This window comes from Pedobacter sp. BS3 (assembly GCF_008274585.1).
Taxonomy (GTDB): domain Bacteria; phylum Bacteroidota; class Bacteroidia; order Sphingobacteriales; family Sphingobacteriaceae; genus Hufsiella_A.
The window spans coordinates 298,505-316,644 of sequence record NZ_VTRT01000003.1 but is presented as its reverse complement, the minus strand read 5'-3'; the positions used below and the strand labels follow the sequence as shown (position 1 = coordinate 316,644).

At 42.9% G+C, this 18,140-nt stretch carries 16 protein-coding genes; 11 read left to right on the top strand and 5 right to left on the bottom strand.

Annotation, left to right across the window (positions count from 1 at the left end; genetic code table 11):
* Window positions 1-2 precede the first annotated feature (2 nt).
* Both FW774_RS10090 and bshB1 read left to right on the top strand, forming a co-directional pair.
* Window positions 3-524: a glutathione peroxidase gene (locus FW774_RS10090; protein WP_149348058.1), complete on the top strand. Its 522-nt coding sequence runs from the start codon at window positions 3-5 to the stop codon at window positions 522-524.
* Window positions 521-1,240: a bacillithiol biosynthesis deacetylase BshB1 gene (bshB1, locus tag FW774_RS10085; protein WP_149348057.1), complete on the top strand. Its 720-nt coding sequence runs from the start codon at window positions 521-523 to the stop codon at window positions 1,238-1,240. Before FW774_RS10090 ends, bshB1 begins: the two co-directional genes overlap by 4 nt.
* Window positions 1,241-1,319: 79 nt before the next feature.
* Here bshB1 and FW774_RS10080 read toward each other — a convergent pair whose 3' ends face one another.
* From FW774_RS10080 to FW774_RS10070, 3 genes are all read right to left on the bottom strand, one after another.
* Window positions 1,320-1,934 carry an alpha-ketoglutarate-dependent dioxygenase AlkB family protein gene (locus tag FW774_RS10080; protein WP_149348056.1) on the bottom strand — a complete coding sequence of 205 codons (615 nt, stop codon included), beginning with the start codon at window positions 1,932-1,934 and terminating at the stop codon, window positions 1,320-1,322.
* A 9-nt stretch (window positions 1,935-1,943) separates the two neighbouring features.
* Window positions 1,944-2,300 (bottom strand): VOC family protein, encoded by a 357-nt coding sequence (locus tag FW774_RS10075; protein WP_149348055.1) that lies wholly within the window; start codon window positions 2,298-2,300, stop codon window positions 1,944-1,946.
* A gap of 92 nt (window positions 2,301-2,392) precedes the next feature.
* Window positions 2,393-3,250 carry a bifunctional helix-turn-helix domain-containing protein/methylated-DNA--[protein]-cysteine S-methyltransferase gene (locus tag FW774_RS10070; protein WP_149348054.1) on the bottom strand — a complete coding sequence of 286 codons (858 nt, stop codon included), beginning with the start codon at window positions 3,248-3,250 and terminating at the stop codon, window positions 2,393-2,395.
* 373 nt (window positions 3,251-3,623) lie between these two features.
* On the opposite strand from FW774_RS10070, the gene FW774_RS10065 reads away from it, so the two are divergent.
* The 8 genes from FW774_RS10065 to FW774_RS20880 all read left to right on the top strand — a co-directional run bounded on the left by FW774_RS10065 (window position 3,624) and on the right by FW774_RS20880 (window position 11,573).
* A complete protein-coding gene (locus tag FW774_RS10065; protein WP_149348053.1) occupies window positions 3,624-3,875 on the top strand; it encodes an RNA polymerase sigma factor in 252 nt (83 codons plus the stop codon).
* Between the two features lie 13 nt (window positions 3,876-3,888).
* Window positions 3,889-4,617: a hypothetical protein gene (locus tag FW774_RS10060; RefSeq protein WP_149348052.1), complete on the top strand. Its 729-nt coding sequence runs from the start codon at window positions 3,889-3,891 to the stop codon at window positions 4,615-4,617.
* Window positions 4,618-4,627: 10 nt separating this feature from the next.
* The gene (locus FW774_RS10055) at window positions 4,628-6,139 is read left to right on the top strand and encodes a SusD/RagB family nutrient-binding outer membrane lipoprotein (RefSeq protein ID WP_149348051.1); all 1,512 of its coding nucleotides are present in this window, start codon (window positions 4,628-4,630) and stop codon (window positions 6,137-6,139) included.
* 51 nt (window positions 6,140-6,190) lie between these two features.
* Window positions 6,191-8,110 carry a DUF5689 domain-containing protein gene (locus FW774_RS10050; RefSeq protein WP_149348050.1) on the top strand — a complete coding sequence of 640 codons (1,920 nt, stop codon included), beginning with the start codon at window positions 6,191-6,193 and terminating at the stop codon, window positions 8,108-8,110.
* Between the two features lie 114 nt (window positions 8,111-8,224).
* A complete protein-coding gene (locus FW774_RS10045) occupies window positions 8,225-10,018 on the top strand; it encodes a T9SS type A sorting domain-containing protein (RefSeq protein ID WP_149348049.1) in 1,794 nt (597 codons plus the stop codon).
* 69 nt (window positions 10,019-10,087) lie between these two features.
* On the top strand, window positions 10,088-10,669 hold the full coding sequence (locus FW774_RS10040; RefSeq protein ID WP_149348048.1) for a hypothetical protein: 582 nt from the start codon (window positions 10,088-10,090) through the stop codon (window positions 10,667-10,669).
* A 233-nt stretch (window positions 10,670-10,902) separates the two neighbouring features.
* Window positions 10,903-11,337: a hypothetical protein gene (locus FW774_RS10035; RefSeq protein ID WP_149348047.1), complete on the top strand. Its 435-nt coding sequence runs from the start codon at window positions 10,903-10,905 to the stop codon at window positions 11,335-11,337.
* A complete protein-coding gene (locus tag FW774_RS20880) occupies window positions 11,289-11,573 on the top strand; it encodes an endonuclease/exonuclease/phosphatase family protein (RefSeq protein ID WP_410522735.1) in 285 nt (94 codons plus the stop codon). The genes FW774_RS10035 and FW774_RS20880 overlap by 49 nt, the downstream gene beginning before the upstream one ends.
* Before the next feature lie 160 nt (window positions 11,574-11,733).
* Here FW774_RS20880 and FW774_RS10030 read toward each other — a convergent pair whose 3' ends face one another.
* The gene (locus tag FW774_RS10030) at window positions 11,734-13,170 is read right to left on the bottom strand and encodes a fibronectin type III domain-containing protein (RefSeq protein WP_149348046.1); all 1,437 of its coding nucleotides are present in this window, start codon (window positions 13,168-13,170) and stop codon (window positions 11,734-11,736) included.
* Window positions 13,171-13,180: 10 nt separating this feature from the next.
* Complete coding sequence (locus tag FW774_RS10025) at window positions 13,181-14,497, bottom strand: BACON domain-containing protein (protein WP_149348045.1); 1,317 nt, start codon at window positions 14,495-14,497, stop codon at window positions 13,181-13,183.
* A 352-nt stretch (window positions 14,498-14,849) separates the two neighbouring features.
* On the opposite strand from FW774_RS10025, the gene FW774_RS10020 reads away from it, so the two are divergent.
* On the top strand, window positions 14,850-18,134 hold the full coding sequence (locus FW774_RS10020; protein ID WP_242457789.1) for a SusC/RagA family TonB-linked outer membrane protein: 3,285 nt from the start codon (window positions 14,850-14,852) through the stop codon (window positions 18,132-18,134).
* Window positions 18,135-18,140 lie beyond the last annotated feature (6 nt).

Below are 18,140 nucleotides of genomic sequence, written 5' to 3'. Positions count from 1 at the left end.
CTATGAGCGATCAGTGTGAGCAGAAAAGCATCTATCAATTTACTGTAAAACAAATAAACGGCAAAGAGGTAAGTTTAAGTGAGTTTAAAGACAAAGTATTGCTGATTGTCAATACCGCGTCCGAATGTGGTTTTACGCCTCAGCTAAAAGACCTGGAAAACCTGCGAAAAGAGTTTGCCGGTTCCGGGTTTGAGGTACTGGCCTTCCCATCCAATGATTTTGGCCGGCAGGAGCCTCTTCCTGAAAAAGCCATTTCAAAATTCTGTAAGATCAATTTTGGGATCAATTACCCGCTATTTGAGAAAGTACACGTTCGCGGGAAGCATACGCATCCCTTGTTCAAGTTCCTGTCGGATAGAAGGCGCAACGGTAAGCTGAATGCACGGCCCAGGTGGAACTTTCATAAATACCTGGTTAACCGGCATGGCGAGGTAGAAACCTATTTTTATCCGTTTACCCGGCCTAACGCAACACGGGTAAGAAAACGTATCCAGTTATTATTGCAAGATAAAAGCACCGCATGAAATTAGATATCCTGGTATTTGCCGCACATCCTGACGATGCCGAATTAGGCTGTTCCGGAACAATTTTAAAGCATGTTGCCCTGGGCAAGAAAGTAGGTATTATTGATCTTACCCGCGGTGAGCTTGGTAGCCGTGGTACAGCCGAAACCCGTGATGTGGAAGCTGCCGATTCGGCCAGGATATTGGGTCTTGCTGTTCGTGAAAACCTTTGGATGCGTGACGCGTTTTTCAGGAATGATGAGGAGCATCAGCTTCAGGTTATCCGGAAGATACGGCAATATCAGCCGGATATTGTATTGTGTAATGCACTGGAAGACAGGCATCCCGACCACGGGCGTGGCGGAGACCTGGTAAACGATGCTGTGTTTTTATCGGGTTTAACCAAGATTGTAACAGATGATGAGGGGCAGCCGCAACAGGCATGGCGTCCGCGTTTACTGCTGCAATTTATACAGGACCGCTACATAAAACCCGACATTATTGTTGATGTAACGGATTTCTGGCAGCAGAAAGTGGCTTCTATACAGGCATTTAAAACGCAGTTTTATAATCCTGAATATGATGAACCCACAGCAACATACATCTCTTCGCCCGAATTTATGCACATTGTAGAGGGGCGGGCCCGGGAGTTTGGTAAAAACATCGGGGTAACCTTTGGCGAAGGCTTTACCTGCCGGCGGCAGCTGGGGGTAAGCAATTTGTTTGAGCTGCTTTAAGAGAAGCTGTATAAGCCTTGAAAAATAGAACCACAACTTGTTTGACTACCGGCCGGAATGATCGGAAGTGTCCGGTATACTACTGGTTTTCTACAATTGTTCTGAATGTGAGATTTATCCTTGCCGAATGAATTTTTCTGGATGGAGGAAGGCGATGCAGCCAGTGCGTTTGAGTAGTACCTTTCATAACCAGTAGACTGCCATTTTCCAGCATAAGCGATACGGTTTTCTTGCTCTTTTTATGTTTGAAGGCAAATTTACGTTCGGCGCCGAAACTTACTGAGCCGATAGCACCATTCTTTTTTAAATCGGTTTCGCCATCGCTATGCCAGGCCATGCCTTCTTCTCCGTTATGATATAAGTTTAACAGGCATGAATTATACGATTCTCCCGACAACTCTTCTGTTAATTGCTTCAGTGTCAGCAACTCTTCTGTCCAGGGCAGGGCATATTTGTTAACGTTAGAATAGGTGTACTCAAATGCTGCATCGCCGTACCAGGCTACTTTGCGTTTGGTAACTATTCGTTTTCCCATGATCATGGCTTCATCGTTTCGCCATTCAATGGTGTGCAGCAAGCGGTTAAAGTAATTGTTTGCCTGTTCTTCCGGTAACACTTTTCCGTAATAATGTACCGTGCCATCGCAGGGGAGAAGGTTTTTGGTGGAGTCGGGTGCTATATTAAAAAGTTCCACTTCGTCGTATTACTCAAAGCACAACAGCTCAAACCGGTTGCCAAACGGATCCCTGAAAAAGCAACGGTCGCGACCCTTGATCTTTGAAGAAAAGCTGATCTCAATTCCCTGGTTTTGCAGGTGAGCTTTAGCTTTTTCCAGATCATCTACTTCAAATGCGGGATGCCGTGCTGACCGGTCGTTTTCTGTTCCTTCTTCTATAAGGTGTAATTCAATATCGCCTATCTGAAACCAGAGGGCATTATTCGGGTGTTCGCCCGGTATTTCGGTTAATACGAGTTTTTGGGTATAAAAACGGCGGGCTTCTTCACGTTTGCCAACCGGAATAGTGATCAGGACATGATCTGCACGACGGAAATTTATCATGAGTTTTAAGGGTGTTTTATGAGTTGGTGCAAAATAAATAAAATGAGCCATACAAAATAGCTGCGTTGAGACTTTTAATTTCGAATCCCGAATTACTCGGTGCTCAACTTTTCACTTACTCTTGCGCTTTCCCACCCGATAATAGCTGTTTTCCTGGTATTTCCCCACATATAACCTCCAACTACGCCTGTTGACCGGATGACCCGGTGACAGGGAATTAAAAAGGCTACGGGATTACTGCCGATTGCCGTACCAACCGCACGCGACGCATGAGGAGTTCCTATAGTTTGGGCAATGGTTCCATAAGTAGACACTTTTCCCAGGGGAATTTTTAGCAATGTCTCCCAAACTTTTAGCTGGAAATCTGTTCCTTTCAGGTGGAGTTTGACCTGGTTCAGTTCCTGCCAGTTATGTGTAAAAACAGATAAGGCATTTTGTTGTATCCTGTCAGTCATTTGCCTGAATTGCGCATTCGGGAAATGATGGTGTAATCCTTGTAACGCCTGTTGTTCATCATCGGCGAAAGCCATATAACAGATGCCTTTTTGTGTAGAAGCCACAAGGATATTTCCAAATGGGCTTTCTGCGAAACTGTAATTGATCATCAGGTTCCTGCCACCGTTTTTATATTCGGCCGGTGTCATTCCCTCAATATGAATAAACAGATCATGCAGCCTGCCTGTCCCCGAAAGCCCTGTTTCGCCGGCTGCCTCAAACAACGTTACCTGGCTCTCTTTCAATAACTTTTTGGCATGTTCAATGCTAATGTATTGCAGGAACTTCTTCGGACTCACGCCGGCCCATTCGGTAAATAACCGCTGAAAATGGAACGGGCTTAAATGTACTTTTTCGGCTACCTCATCTAAATCAGGCTGGCTTTTGAAATTTTGCCTGATATAATTTATAGCCTGGGCTATACGGTTATAGTTGAAATTATCCTGTGCGTTCATGGCTTACCTCATTTTATCAGGACAAAATTAAAGGGCCTGTCCCTGTTATAAAACCCGAAACTTGCTGATTTACGGCTGGATAATTTGCGATTTCCATTGCCCGCTGATATATTCAAATAACTGCAAGTTCCCTGGCATACCAATCATTGAAAATATCAAATGGGCCCATGCGATAAAGATAATTATATAAGCGCATTCCAGCGTATTATTATACCGATACGTTTTCTTATTATGTCGGAATTTTATATTTTCGTTCAGGATTCTTACTAATTATAACTACAGTATCCATTGTAAACGGCAATATCCTCACTGTTTTTTAACGATGAATTGTAATAAACAAGTTCATACTTAAAGATAAAAATTGTTTGTTAGTATGCTCTCTTACAATCGCTATTCCGATAATGAACTTGCCAATCTGTTAACAAAAGACGACCATGCCGCTTATACAGAAATTTACCACCGGTATTCACGGCTGTTATACCTGCATGCTTATAAGCGGCTGAAGGATAGGGAACAGGCCCGTGATGTTGTCCAGGATTTATTTACGGTATTGTGGAACAACCGTTCTGAATTTAAGCTAAAGTTTTTCATGGAATGTTACCGGTACATTTACGGCAAACCGTAATAAGGTACTTTCATTGGCGGATAGTGTAGAGGTGCTGCAATTACAAAGCGGGCCGGGCGGACGTGGGTCTGTTGAAGCGCATGTAGGCGGAAGTATGGGCGATCTGTACGGTCTTGGCTACGAGCGGGCTCCCGATGGCCAGATCATCTATTCCAACGGCTATCCCGTAAAATCACAAACGGTGAGGTATTTAACCAATATCTATCCTAAATGGAAAGCAAGTATCGGTAACGAGTTCAGGTATAAACGGTTCAGGCTGAATGTTCTATTCGATGCGCAATTTGGCGCTAAAGCTTATTCTCATACCTACGCTAATAACGCTATGACCGGGCAGTTGAAAAGCACCTTACCCGGACGTTATAATGGGCTTGTTGGCGATGGTGTAATACAAAATCCCGACGGAACATTCCGGAAAAACGATGTACCGGCTACAGAGATATGGACTTACTACACAGAGCATTTTATACCCGATAATGTAGAAGCAAATATTTTCAGTACAGATTTTATAAAATTCCGTGAAGCCCGTCTGGATTACACCTTTGCTGCTAAATTTCTGAAAAAGCTGAAGCTCCAAAAGGCCGCGATAGGCATTTACGGCAGAGACCTGTTTATTATCAGTAACTGGCCATCCTTTGATCCTGAGTTCGGAACCATTAATAACGGGCTGATACAATCAGGCTTTGAGGTGGGGCAATTTCCCGCTACCAGAACCTTTGGAGTAAATCTTAATGTAAGTTTCTAACAGAACTAAAATGATGAGAATAAGAAAAATATTGCTTTTAACAGGATCTTCGGTGTTGTTGCTTCTCTTTTCCTGCACAAAAAACTATCAGCAATTAAACGAAAACCCGAATGCAGTAAGCGTTGCCGCTCCTGAGCGTTTGCTTAATCCTGCTTTATACGCTATGGTACAGACGAACGTTGCCAAGAGCTGGCAGATCAATAATCAGCTGACGCAGGTATTTGTTCCCTTAAACGAGCAGGTAGAAATTCACAAGTATATTATCAGGCCCAATTTGTCAGATCCGATATGGAATGCCTGGTACCTGGAAAAAACAAACTTTCTGGATATGTACAATTTGGCGGTCGCCAGCCATAGCGCTGTTACCGGTCAGAGTGAGCCGTATATGGCTATTGCCAATATTTTGGATGCATGGGCCAGCTCCCTGATAACCGATACCTGGGGAGATGTTCCTTATTCGCAGGCAAATAAAGGAAAGGAAAATCGGTTTACACCGGTTTTTGATAAACAAGAAGATATCTACAAAGATATTTTCAGAAAGCTGGAAGAAGCGAATACCTTGCTTACCGGTCTGGTAACAGCTCAGCTTCTTACAGACAATCAAAAAAGCCTCGACGCACTTTATGGCAGCTCGGCAACCAATGTCATTGAGCTGGATCGCTGGCGTAAATTCGGCAATTCGCTTTATCTCCGCCTGTTAATGCGGGTATCGGCCAGAACAGAAGCTGTTATAGATGGAAAAACGGCCGTTCAAAAAATTGGTGAGATAGTTGCATCGCCAACAACATATCCAATTTTTACCAGCAATGCCGAATCGGCGATATTACGTTTAACCGGTGAAGATTTTCCGTTACGTTCGCCCTTTGCAGGCTATCGCGATGTAGATTTTAGCGGAACCGGTTCCCTGAGCGAATTTTTCATCAATACGTTAAGTGAAACCGGCGATCCCCGTTTACCGTTATGGGCCACAAAGGTAGATAATGAATATAAAGGGATACAAAGCGGATATGCAGATGGAAATATTCCTGCCCGTGGTTCAACGTATGTCTCCGCCTTAAAATTAGAACCGCTTTTAGGCAATATCATGAATTATGCTGAGTTGCAGTTTATCCTGGCAGAGGCTGCCCTAAAAGGATATATTCCGGGCGACCCCAAAACCTATTATAATGCAGGCGTACAGGCCGGAATTGAACATTGGGGACTAATCATGCCGGCAAACTATCTGACTACGGGCGAGATTATGTGGCCTGTAACCGGTACGGAAGATCAGAAAATGGAGCAGATCATGACCCAAAAGTATTTCACGCTCTTCTTTACAGATTTTCAGCAATGGTTTGAATACAGGCGTACAAAACGACCCACTTTGCCAATAGGGCCCGGAGTTAAGAATGATGGCATCATGCCAACACGGCTTTATTACCCCGTAACGGTACAATCGTTAAACCGGAGTAATTACCAGGAAGCTGCGGCGAGAATGGGCGGCGATGATCTTAAAGCTAAGGTTTGGTGGCAGGTAGAATAAGTTTTGGTAAATGGAATTTAAGAGTTAATCAATTTCTGAAATAAAATATTCATGAATAATTTGAAGCTTGTTAAAATAAGAAAGGTCAATAAAAGCGCAATACACAAATATAGCCTGTTCTTAGTGCTGTTTGGATGTGTATTGACGCTGGCGTCCTGCCTGAAAAAAGATGTATTCCCGGCTTCGGGAACCCCTAATGAATACATATCTATATTGGATGTACGCAAAATTTATAAAGGGGCTGATGTGGTGCTGAATACAAGTAATATGGATGGTGCGGACAAAATAACCGGGGTGGTTGTTTCAGATGCTACATCGGGAAACATTCCCCCGGGAGTATTTGCCATACAACAAACCAGCAGGACATTGAAGAGGGGAATTGAAGTTTCGGTTACGCAGGCCACCAATATCCCTTATAAAATTGGTGATTCTGTAGTGGTCAATGTAAACGGTGCAACCATTACCCGGAATAAAGGTGCGTTACAAATTCATGTATCTTCAATTGAACGAGTTACCAAAGTAGCAGAAAACCGGCTGGCCGAGCCAACACTGGTATCGCTCGAAACGCTGAATGAAAAGTTTGACGATTATGAGGGCACACTGATAAAAATAGCCAACGTAGATGCCGCGGGAGACGTAATGCAGGGCGATGTTGTGATTACAGAGCCAACCGGTAGCACCGGTATTTTACACACTGAGCCTACGGCCACTTTTGCCGATAAAGCCGTTGCCTTAAATGCTTCTTATACAGCTGTCGCCAGGTGGAACAGCGATGCTGACGATACACACAGGAAGCAATTATGGATAGTTAATGCAGATGGTATTGAAGATGAGAGCGGAAGGATATATACAGGTTTTCCGGAAAGTTTTGAGTCTGGAGAGGCAGCTTTATTTGTTGATGGCTACTCTACCAAAACAGGAAATTTCAGTACCGGAAATTACACGCTTCAAAATATATATGTAGGAAATACAGCTAACGATTTACCGGTTACAGGTCAATATGCTTTACGGTTGGTCGGAAGCTCTGCTACAAGCTCCTGGTGTACCATGAACTATGATCTTCCTAACGGAGCCACAAAAGTAACGGTATGGGCCGGTTCCTATGGCGCATCAGCAGATCTCGGTTCTACCTGGCGCCTGGAGTATTCACAGGATCAGGGAATAACCTGGAGCCAGGTAGGAGAGGATATCCTAACCATAAGCAAAGTGAAAAAGCAATTTACCTTCCTGATGGATCTCAGAGGGCCGGTGCGTTTCCGGATAGGCAAAATAGGCATCGGAAACTCTACCACCAATAACCAGAACGGGCGTTTCAGCATGGACGATTTTGCGGTTTACAAAAATCCGGAAGCAGGTGGCCCTATAACCAACCCGGTACCGGAATACGCAACGGTTTTAGGCTGGCAATTCGGAACTCCGGCTACAGCAGGCAATGAAGTAAGCAAAACCTCAACAACAACCCACGCCGGACTTAGCAATGCCGTGCTTGAACGTGGTCCGGGCTTAACCGCGTCGTCGTTAGTAAGAAGCTTTGCCTCAACTGCCGGGGGAACCATTATCACCTCAACCAAGGCCCTGGCTCTTAGCCAGGATGTATATTACCAGGTAAAGTTTATCGTACAGTCGGGATATAAGCTATCTCTTTCTGCCATTAACGTCAAGCTAAGGCGAAGTGCTGCCGGGGCAAGAAATCACAAATGGTATTACAGCTTAGATGGTGTCAACTTCCATGAAACCCTGGGTACAGGGGATATGAGCTATGAAGGGACAGACACGGAAGGAACTGAAATGCCGGCATACTATATCTATCAAACATCAGAATTGCAAAATATACCGGCAGGTACTACGGTAACATTAAGAATGTATTGCTGGGGTTTTTCTAATATCGGCTCAGGGTCTTTCTCTATCGGTCGCACACCTGCGGGTACTGCCACTGATGTGCTGAGCATAGGCGGTTCTCTTTCTCAGTAACACTACAAATAACACAGATATAATAAAATGATAACCTTATGCTAAAACGTTTTAAGTAGAATTAATAAATCCCAAGAAGGTAAAAAACAGTTGTAAACAATTAAAAATTAAAAGATGATGAAAAATTACGTACGTGTTCTTATCCTGGCAGTTTTGCTGGGAGGATTTATCCGTAATGCAGCCTATTCGCAGATTGTAGGCTGGCAATTCTCCACTCCGGAAAGTGTTGGTAATGAGGCCAGTGCTCCGGCTTCGTATGCAAATGATGGGTTAACAGTAACTGATTTGACGAGAGGTGCAGGTTGGATGGCGCCAAGTACTACTTTGCCACGGGGCTTTGTTTCAAGCCGCGTGGGTACAGCTACTGATACAACCGGTATGGTTGCCCAGGATATGTACTTTGGGTTCAATGTAACAGTGAAATCTGGTTATAAGGCCTCTTTAAGCAATATTATTTATAAATTAAGGTTAAGCAGTGCGGCCGGTGCAAAGCTCTATTTCTGGAAATACAGCTTAGACGGAACTCATTTTAATAAAATTAACGATCCTGTTGATGTTTCTGCGAATCCACCAACCGGCGAAGGTGCTGTTCAGCCTACAGTAAATCTGTCTGGCATACCGGCTTTGCAGGATCTTCCGGCCGGAACTACAGTTTATTTAAGACTATACGCTGGTAATAGTGGTACAGGAACCACAGCTATCGGGCGTTCTGCAGCCGGAACATCAGCCGATTTTTCTCTTTCAGTTGGTGGTTCAGTAGAAAATCTATCCACATCTGCTTCTTTATTGGCGTGGCAATTTGGTAACCCATCAACAGCGGGAAATGAAGTTAGTATTGCTGCCAGCCTGAATAATAGTAATCTGGAAACAGCAACTTTATCACGTGGAGACGGGTTGAATAATACCGCCACTTATTCCCGGGCATTTAGTGCTATTGCTAAGTTTGCTTCAACCAATGACTTTGCAGACACGGCCATAGCTGTAGCCAACGATATGTATTTTACATTCAGCGCTACAGCGAAGACTGGTTATAATATCTCCCTAAGTAAGCTGAATTATAAAGTGAGACGGAGCGCCGGAGGATCGCAGGTATGGTACTGGAAATATAGTGTAGATGGTACGCACTTTGTAAAGCTGGCAGAACCTTACCTGTTGCCGGAAGATAATACATACGGTATCTATGCGCCCTCAATAGATTTATCATCGGTTAATGCCTTACAAGATGTTGTTGCGGGTACTACTGTTTATTTCAGGGTGTATGTTAGCGGTTCTAATAATTCCACCGGTTCTACCAATATTGGTGTATCAGACCAGTATGCTTCAAATAGCTATGTACTGTCTTTAGATGGTACGGTAGAAAGCACATTGCCCGTAAATCTTACCTCCTTCACAGGGAAAAGCAATGGGAGTAATATTCTCCTGAACTGGCAAACGGCGTCAGAAAAGAATAACGCTTATTTTGAAGTATTACGGATAAGGGAGGGGCAGGAGCCGCTGGTGTTAGGTATTGTGCAGGGCAAAGGCACTACCAATGAGCCGCAATCATACAGCTTTACAGATGTTAATCCGGTTAACGGAACAAATTACTATCAACTGCGCCAGGTAGATGACAACGGTAACGCGGAATTGTCTGGCATTATACCCGTAAAATCGGGCTTAACGCAACCGGCGTTTAACGCTTTTTTTAACGGAGATGTTTTGAATATATCATTTACATCAGAAAAAACAGCAGCATCGGATTTTCTGCTAACGGATCTTTCGGGCAGAATAATTTACCGGAAGCTGATCCGGTTAAACAGCGGGCAAAATGTGGTGCAGGTACCTGTATCTGCTCAAAATGGTATATACGTAGCTACGCTGGTTAATCAGGGTAATCCTGTTATCAGTAAAAAGATAATGAAGCTTTAATGCCCGCTTTTATTATCGTTCTTAAAAATTAAATAACCCCTATTAATTATTATTTGAAATAACACACACATGAAAACTATTAAAACGCTATTAACAGTTCTAATTTTATCCGTTAGTATAAGCTCATTGAAAGCTCAAAAAGGTACATTGTATACAAATTTTCCGGAAAGCTTTGAGAATGCACCAGCCGGAGAGGCCGGGTATGGTAAGCAAAACCTTGAATTAAAAAGTGGTTCCTGGACTTTATATGGTGCAAGAATAGACAGTTTTGCTAATGATAAGCCGGTGACAGGTTCCAGTGCAGTCCGGATGCTGGGCAATAATACCAAAGAGTGCTATTTAAGAATGAATTTTGACGTGCCGGATGGTGCATCAAAAGTAACCTTCTGGTATAGCTCGTATGCTACTAAAGCAGATAAGTCCAGTAAATTTCGTCTGGAGTATTCTACCGATAATGGCAAAAGCTGGCAACAAACCGGCGAAGTTATTGAGGCGGTAAGTAAAGTAAAGCAGCAGGCCACCTATAACTTAGATATTAAAGGACAGGTGCGTTTTCGCATTGTCAAGCTCGCTTTAGGTAGCGATAAGAATGATCCGTCTATTGCTAACGGCAGGTTAAGCCTGGATGATTTTGCCATTTATAAAAACTGATCTTAAATACAAATTAGATTGAATGAGAGAGGCAAACAATCCTTTATAGTCATCCTGAGCCTGTCGAAGGATGAGTTTATCATGGTTACAGACGCTTCCCCCGATACTTCGGGGGAAGCGTGACTGTAAACTGATTGACTTTGTCGATTTTTTAGTCTCCCTCATTCAATTATCTCTCCCAACCCGCTCAGTTTTTACTGACCCCGTTTTACTAACCGATAATAACCAGTTATATGAAAAGTACTATATCTGCAATAATCATCTTTTGCCTGTATTTATTGCAGGCAAAAGGTCAGGATCTGGTAGTAGCCAGTTATAATCTTCGTGGTCACGTGGCCACCGGTATTGGAAATTTGTGGGAAGACAGAAAATTACTTGTAGTAAACCTTATTGAAAAATACCAGTTCGATATTATAGGTTTACAGGAAACTGAGGCCGATATGGCCGGCTATTTAATCAACACACTGCCCAGGTTTGATAGTATTGGTGTGTTTACTAAAATCCCTACCGGAATTTTATACAATAAAAACCGGCTTACCTTACAAAACAGCGGGCATTTCTGGTTATCGGCAACGCCCGATACGGAAAGCAAAGGTTGGGATGCCAAGTTTGAACGGATCTGTGCGATTTTAACTTTGACCGGAACAGCCCGGATTATTCACTGCTGAATAATTCGGGACTGTTAAGAGATGCGTTTGAGCTTGCAACGTTCAGGTATTCATCCGGTGGATCCTTCAACCATTTTAACGTTAATTCACCCGCTAAAGGCCCTATAGATCATATTTTTGTTACAGGCTCCCGGTTTAAAATAGAGCAATATAACATTCTTATGGACAGCTATGAGGATAAGCTGCCTTCAGATCATTATCCTGTGTTAATAGAAATAAGCCCTAATGTAAAATAGCAAACGTATAGACGAAAGAAAAACGAGGGTGTCTAAAAAGTCAAAAGACATCGTCATTTCGATGATTTTAGGAGGAGAAATCTCCGTCACAAGCACTTTTGGCGGAGATCCCTCGGCTATGCCTCGGGACGACGTGAGCTTTTTAGACACCCTCGTTTACCTATTTTATTTTCACAATAACATCATCTAATAAGAACCGGGTCTTGTTTCCGCTGACACCGGCCGGATCGGAGGATATGGCTATGCGTGTTTCGGGTGTTATATTATTTAAGGTTACCGAATATTCATCAAATTTGTGAAGTGAGCCGGCAATATTAACGGTTTTTGAATCTTTTACCGTGATGCTGCTTAAATTGCTTATAGCGCCTTTAGCCGAAAACGTGGCGCCTTCAATAGCTTCGATTTTAATGTTGTCGCAGTAATTATTTGCTCCTTCAGAATATACAGCTGCTTTAACGCTCACTGTAACAGATGTAAACGAACCTACCTTGCTTAGTTTAGGCGTGTATAATGCTGCAACAGCACCGCTTCCGCCAATTTTTATGTAACCCGGTCGGGTAGAGGTATTGCCATTTTTGCCCCAGTTTTCCATGCCTGTTCCAACAGTATAGGGCGTTGCTACGTTACCTCCGTCAAATACGTTAAACTCAGTAGTCAGATCACATACATTCTGGCCCAGGTCTGCTTTTACAGGATTTGCTCCCGTTGCCGGAGACCATGTGCCTCTTCCCAATGCTGTGCTAACAGTATAGCCAGCCGCAGAAAAAAGTATATCGCCTCCATGAATAAATTTGGAAAAATCCTGCGATAATAAGATATCATCTGCTTTGGAAGGATTACCGCTTGGAGCAGCAATAGCCGCTAATGTTTTTACTTTTAGCACATTTGATTCCATTTTATTGGTTTCATCCTTTATCTTGAGATAATACTCGGTATTGGCATCTAAGCCGGAGAACGTAAAGCGTAATGGCTTGGGTAAACTTACTGTAGATACCGTGAATAACCCTGAAATATTTTCCCAGCTGATATACAGATCAGTACAGGCAGCATCTTTATAAAGTCCTAGCGTGAATTTGTTATTTATTTCACTGTCCATGTCAAGAAAATCAGTGAAAGACCATTCGGCCGTTACCGTAGATGAAGAAGCATTGACCAGTTTAATATAGGTGATCTCGAAATCGTCATCAACAATACCGTAAGCCGGGATAATCCGGGCCCGGCTATCATTGTTCATGATATACACCCATTTTGAAGTTTCCGAGTAGGGGAAATTTGCCCTTACCCGGGCATAATAAGATGTCCGGGCATTTAAATTACTGAATTCAAAATAATCCTCGGTAGAAGTAGTGTAAGTGTACAATGGATTATCAGCATCAGCACTGGCTAAAAGTTGTACCGTATAAGACGTCGCCTTTTCATTAAAATCCCAGGCTACCGTTATGCTTTTACTGGTATACCCCAATAACTGTACGTTTCCCGGAACATCTTCCGCAAACTTATTGGTAATGGTAATCTCGCCTTTGTCCTCGCAGGAGTTTAGTGTAGATACACATACAAATAACAGGAGTATGGCTTGAATATTTTTTAAAATTTTCATGTTGTATCGTTTAATAAGTTACTACTATATCGTCAATATATACCCGTGACGCCTGCACGGTACCGCCCTGGTTAAGCTCTTCCGGTAAAGAGATAACCAGGCTTGATGCGTTAGTGGCGTTTTTAACCACACAGGTAATGTTTACCCAGGTTTGTGCTCTGATATTTAGCGGGATACTTTCCTTATTACTAATCAGGTTTACATTGGTAGTTTTAATACCATCGGTATTTTTAGGAATGAGACCAACGAGGATAGTTGCGGGCGCCGGGTTATTATAAATGGCTGCCCTGAATGTTACCAACAGATCTTGAGTACCGGGCAAGTCAAGTCCGGGAGTAATAAGCGAGCCAAATTCGGTAGCTGTTGCACTGGCAGCGCCTAATTGGATGTATCCGGGGCGCATATAATTCCGCAATCCGAACCAGTTTTCCATTTCTATTTCTTTATAGAAACTAATATTGCTGCTTCGGATAGTTGATGTAACACCTGACCCATTAGCTCCGTTATCGCCAATAGCACAAATTTTGGTTTCGTCTGCTAAAGACATTTCGGCGGTAGCTTTTACCGTAGTGATACCTTCTTTATTACCAATGCAATCGCCGCCCCACAAGAATTTATTAAAATGCTGTTCTATAACAGTATTACCCATAGCGGCAATGGAATTGATCTGGCCAAAATCCTGGTTGTCTATTTTAACACCTATTTGTATATATCCCTGTGTGTTGGGGGTGCCCGATACAGGGATACGAATAAAGCCATCGCCCTCTTCAGGAATGGTTACCGTTGTAGTTCCTACAGATAAGCCCGATGCTCCTTTACCTGACAGCGTAACGGTAACGGGAAAAGATTCGTTTCCCACAGCTTTACTATAAGGAATATTGATGGTTGATGTAGAAGCCTGCCCTACAATTAAGGCATTCTGCAATTCTAAATGAGCACCGTTAGAATAAGTTGTCCATTCAAATAAGCCGTCTTTTTGATTAACCTTAATAGGAACGTTTGATTGATTGGCCCCATTTAAATAAATGGTACCTTCGCGGGAATCTGCCGTATTCCGGCTACAGGTTACAATAACCTTTTGATAGGTTACGCCATCTCCAATCCCTGAAGATGGTTCTACTTTAATCCATGAATATTCAGAAGGTACTTCAATTGACCATTCTCCGGTGGCACGAACAGTAAATTCCCGGCTGCTTTCGGTATAGTCAAAAGATAATTCTTCTAAATTCCTTTTCAGAAAGAGCTCTTTATTATTGTCTTTACAAGAGAAAAATAAAGCGAACCCTGAAAGAAGGAGTAAAGTGATGAGTGGTTTTTGAAATTTCATATAATAAGAATTATTGGTTAGACATTGCTAAAACCAAATATTTCTTATAGTTGAAATTTTTCGACTTGCTGATGCAAGCATAGAAAAAAATAATTGAATATCCAAATCAAAAAAATAAAAAAATACTTGCATTGTTTAAACGTTTAACTATATTTGAAGCGCATTGTTTAAACGTTTAACCAATTACATTAAAAAATTAGCCAGATAGGTTCTTACCGGTTGAGATTAACGACTTGCTGTTAACAACAAACTAATAGACCTAAAACAGAAATGAACAATGAAATACTTTTATTTTCTACTTCGAAATAAGAGGTGTTTACACTTATTTCGAAATGCCTCCTTGTGTTTCATCATGCTTGTAGGAGAAGGGACGCTTTATGCCCAAACTACCGTACATGGAACAATTTTATCGAGAGAAGACAATTTGCCTATCCAGGGTGCGGTCATCAAGGTAAAAGGTACTAACAAAGCCACCTCGTCTGATAAGGATGGTAAATACGCCATTGCTTTGAACAGGCAGGATACGCTGGTATTTTCCTATTTGGGATATAAAACCCAGGAAATGGTTTACCAGGGTCAGGCTACGCTTACAACAACGATGGTAAGCGATAATCTGTTTATGGACGAGGTTGTGGTTGTAGGATACGGAACACTGAAAAAGAAATCGGTTGTGGGAGCTGTGGCTGAGATTTCAGGTGACGATCTTAAAGACCGGCCTACGCCCAACATAACCCGTGCATTGCAAGGCCAGGTTCCCGGTCTTAACATTGTACAGGTAGACGGCAAACCTGATCACGGTGGCGATCTGACTATTCGGGGGCAGAATACCAGCTTTAAAGCCAGAAAAGAGGGCGGTGGTCAGTACAGTAATACGTTGGGCCAGGGTGGCGGGGCCTTGATTTTGATTGATGGGGCGGAAGGTGATATCAATACGGTTAATCCCGATGACATATTGAGCATCAGTGTGCTTAAAGACGCTTCGTCTGCCGCGGTTTATGGGGCCAGGGGGGCTTTTGGTGTGATTTTAATCACCACCCGCAAACCAAAAGCGGGAACAACTAAAATATCGTACGCCAATTCCACCTCATTTTTACAAAGAACCGTTTTATGGGAAGATAATATCGTGAGTGATCCGGTTCAATGGGTAGAGGGATTCAGAGAATCGTACCTGAATTCTTCTCCTACCGCTACAGTACCTTCTTTAATGAATAATTATTTCCCTTATTCCGATAGCTGGTTTACAGAATTAAAGAGACGGCAGAACGATCCTACGTTAGATAACTATAATGTAGATGCAAACGGGAATTATGTGTACTATGGAAATACAAACTGGTTAAAGGAGTTTTATAAAAACCATAACTATTCGTATGTGCACTCCTTAAATTTCCAGGGCGGCCAGGATTTGGTTAATTATTATGTTTCCGGAAGAATATATGACCAAAGCGGTATCTATAAAGTAGGAAATGAAGATTTTAAGCGATATAATCTGAGAGCTAAAGGTTCTATAAAGCTTCGCCCCTGGCTGACTTTTGAAAATAACACCAGCCTGATTAAGGGGAATTACCTGCAACCCATGATTCATTACGGTCAGAACGTAGTAGGCCGGCAAATAGACGCTTTCGGGTTCCCGGTTGCCAATATTAAAAATCCTGACGGAACGTGGACGCAAACCGCGGCAAAAGTTGGTTATGCCGCTTTTGCGGAAGGCACGTCTTTCCAGGAAAATAAAGATATCGAGGTTGGCAATACATCGTCACTGATTATTGATGTTGTCCCCAAAGTATTTAACGTACGGGCCGATTTTACCTATAAATCCATGCGTTCGCAACGGCAACGAGCAGAGAATTTATACACGTTTTACACCGGTATAACGGCTTCGGGAAAAGATTATAATGAATCATCGTTTGAAGACTGGCGATATAACACCGATTATATATCATCCAATGTAGTGGGCACATTTACCCCAAAGCTTTCGGGCGGGCATGAGCTGAACCTGGTGGCCGGATGGAATTTGGAAGACAGTCATTACAGAAATCAAAAAACGTACCGTACAGGAAATCTTTATCCTTCAAAACCAAGCTTTACGCTGATGGACGGCGAGTACTACTCCACGCTGTCGGGCGGTAATACCTGGGGATTAATGGGTGTGTTTTCACGTATCAATTACAATTTTAAGAACCGTTACCTGGGCGAATTTAGCTTCAGGTACGATGGCTCATCCAAATTTCCGAAAGATTCACAATGGGGCTTCTTTCCTTCCGCTTCGCTGGGCTGGCTGGTCTCAGAAGAAAAATGGTTTAAAAACAACGTAGGCCCGTGGTTGAATAACCTTAAGATCCGGGGCAGCGTAGGTTCCTTAGGAAATGCCAATATCAGTCCGTACCAATTCCTGGAAGTCATGAACTTCAGCAAAAGCTCGGTACTGGTCAACGGAAATAAGGTGCCCTATACCGAAGTTCCCAATTTAATTCCTGATGGTATTACCTGGGAAAAAGTATTAACCTATAACCTTGGAGCCGATATAGAGCTTTTGAAAAGCAGGTTAAGCTTTACCGGCGACATCTATAACCGTTATACAGATGATCTATATACTGTAGGGCCTAATTTACCGCAGGTATTAGGCAGTGCCGCACCAAAAGGCAATTTTGCCAGCCTGAAAACCAGGGGCTGGGAAGCCAGCCTGACCTGGAGAGACCAATTTATGATTTCTAAATCGCCGTTTAATTACAGCGTGAGAGCCATGATGTGGGAGGATAGCCGGAGCTGGGTGACCGATTACTACAATGCTAACGGTGACCTGACAACCTATTACAAAGGCATGGAATTAGGAGAGATATGGGGATTCAGAACGGCGGGTATCTATGCAAGTAATGCCGAAGCCAATAACGGGCCCGCGTATAATTTTTTTAAGAACGGGGAGATGTTTCAGGCTTACGCCGGAGACTTAAAATTTGTAGATGTTGATGGCGATGGCATTATGACAAAAGGCAGCCGTACGCTCAGCAGTCATGGCGATATGGAAATTATCGGTAATACTACGCCGCGATACCAGTTCGGGTTTAACCTGTCCGCAAACTGGAAAGGCGTTGGTATTTCATCGTTCTTCCAGGGCGTGTTAAAAAGAAACTGGTATCCCTGGACTGAATCCGGATTTTTCTGGGGCCAGCATAACAGGGCTTATGGATTTCTCATGAAATCGCAAACCGGTGACAACATTGTGCAGGTAGATAAATCTACGGATAACTGGCAGGTAACCAATATGGATAAAGACCCATACTGGACACGCCGGGTATCGCTGGCAGCGAATAGAAATGATGGCCCGCTTACCTGGGAAAATACCCATTATCTCCAAAATGCTTCTTATATACGTTTGAAAAATATCACGGTAGATTATACCATACCAAAACGTATATCGCGAAAAATAGGAGTTGATGTCTTTAAGGTGTACCTGTCGGCAGAAAATCTATGGACGTATTCGCCCATGTATAAATACACCGATATGTTTGATCCTGAAGTGATAGAATCTGGTGACAGTGATTTCGCGAACTCCACAACATCCGGCTTGAACGGCACAGGAAACGGGTTTTCCTACCCGATGCTGAAAACCTTTACATTGGGCTTTAACCTAAGTTTTTAACCACAT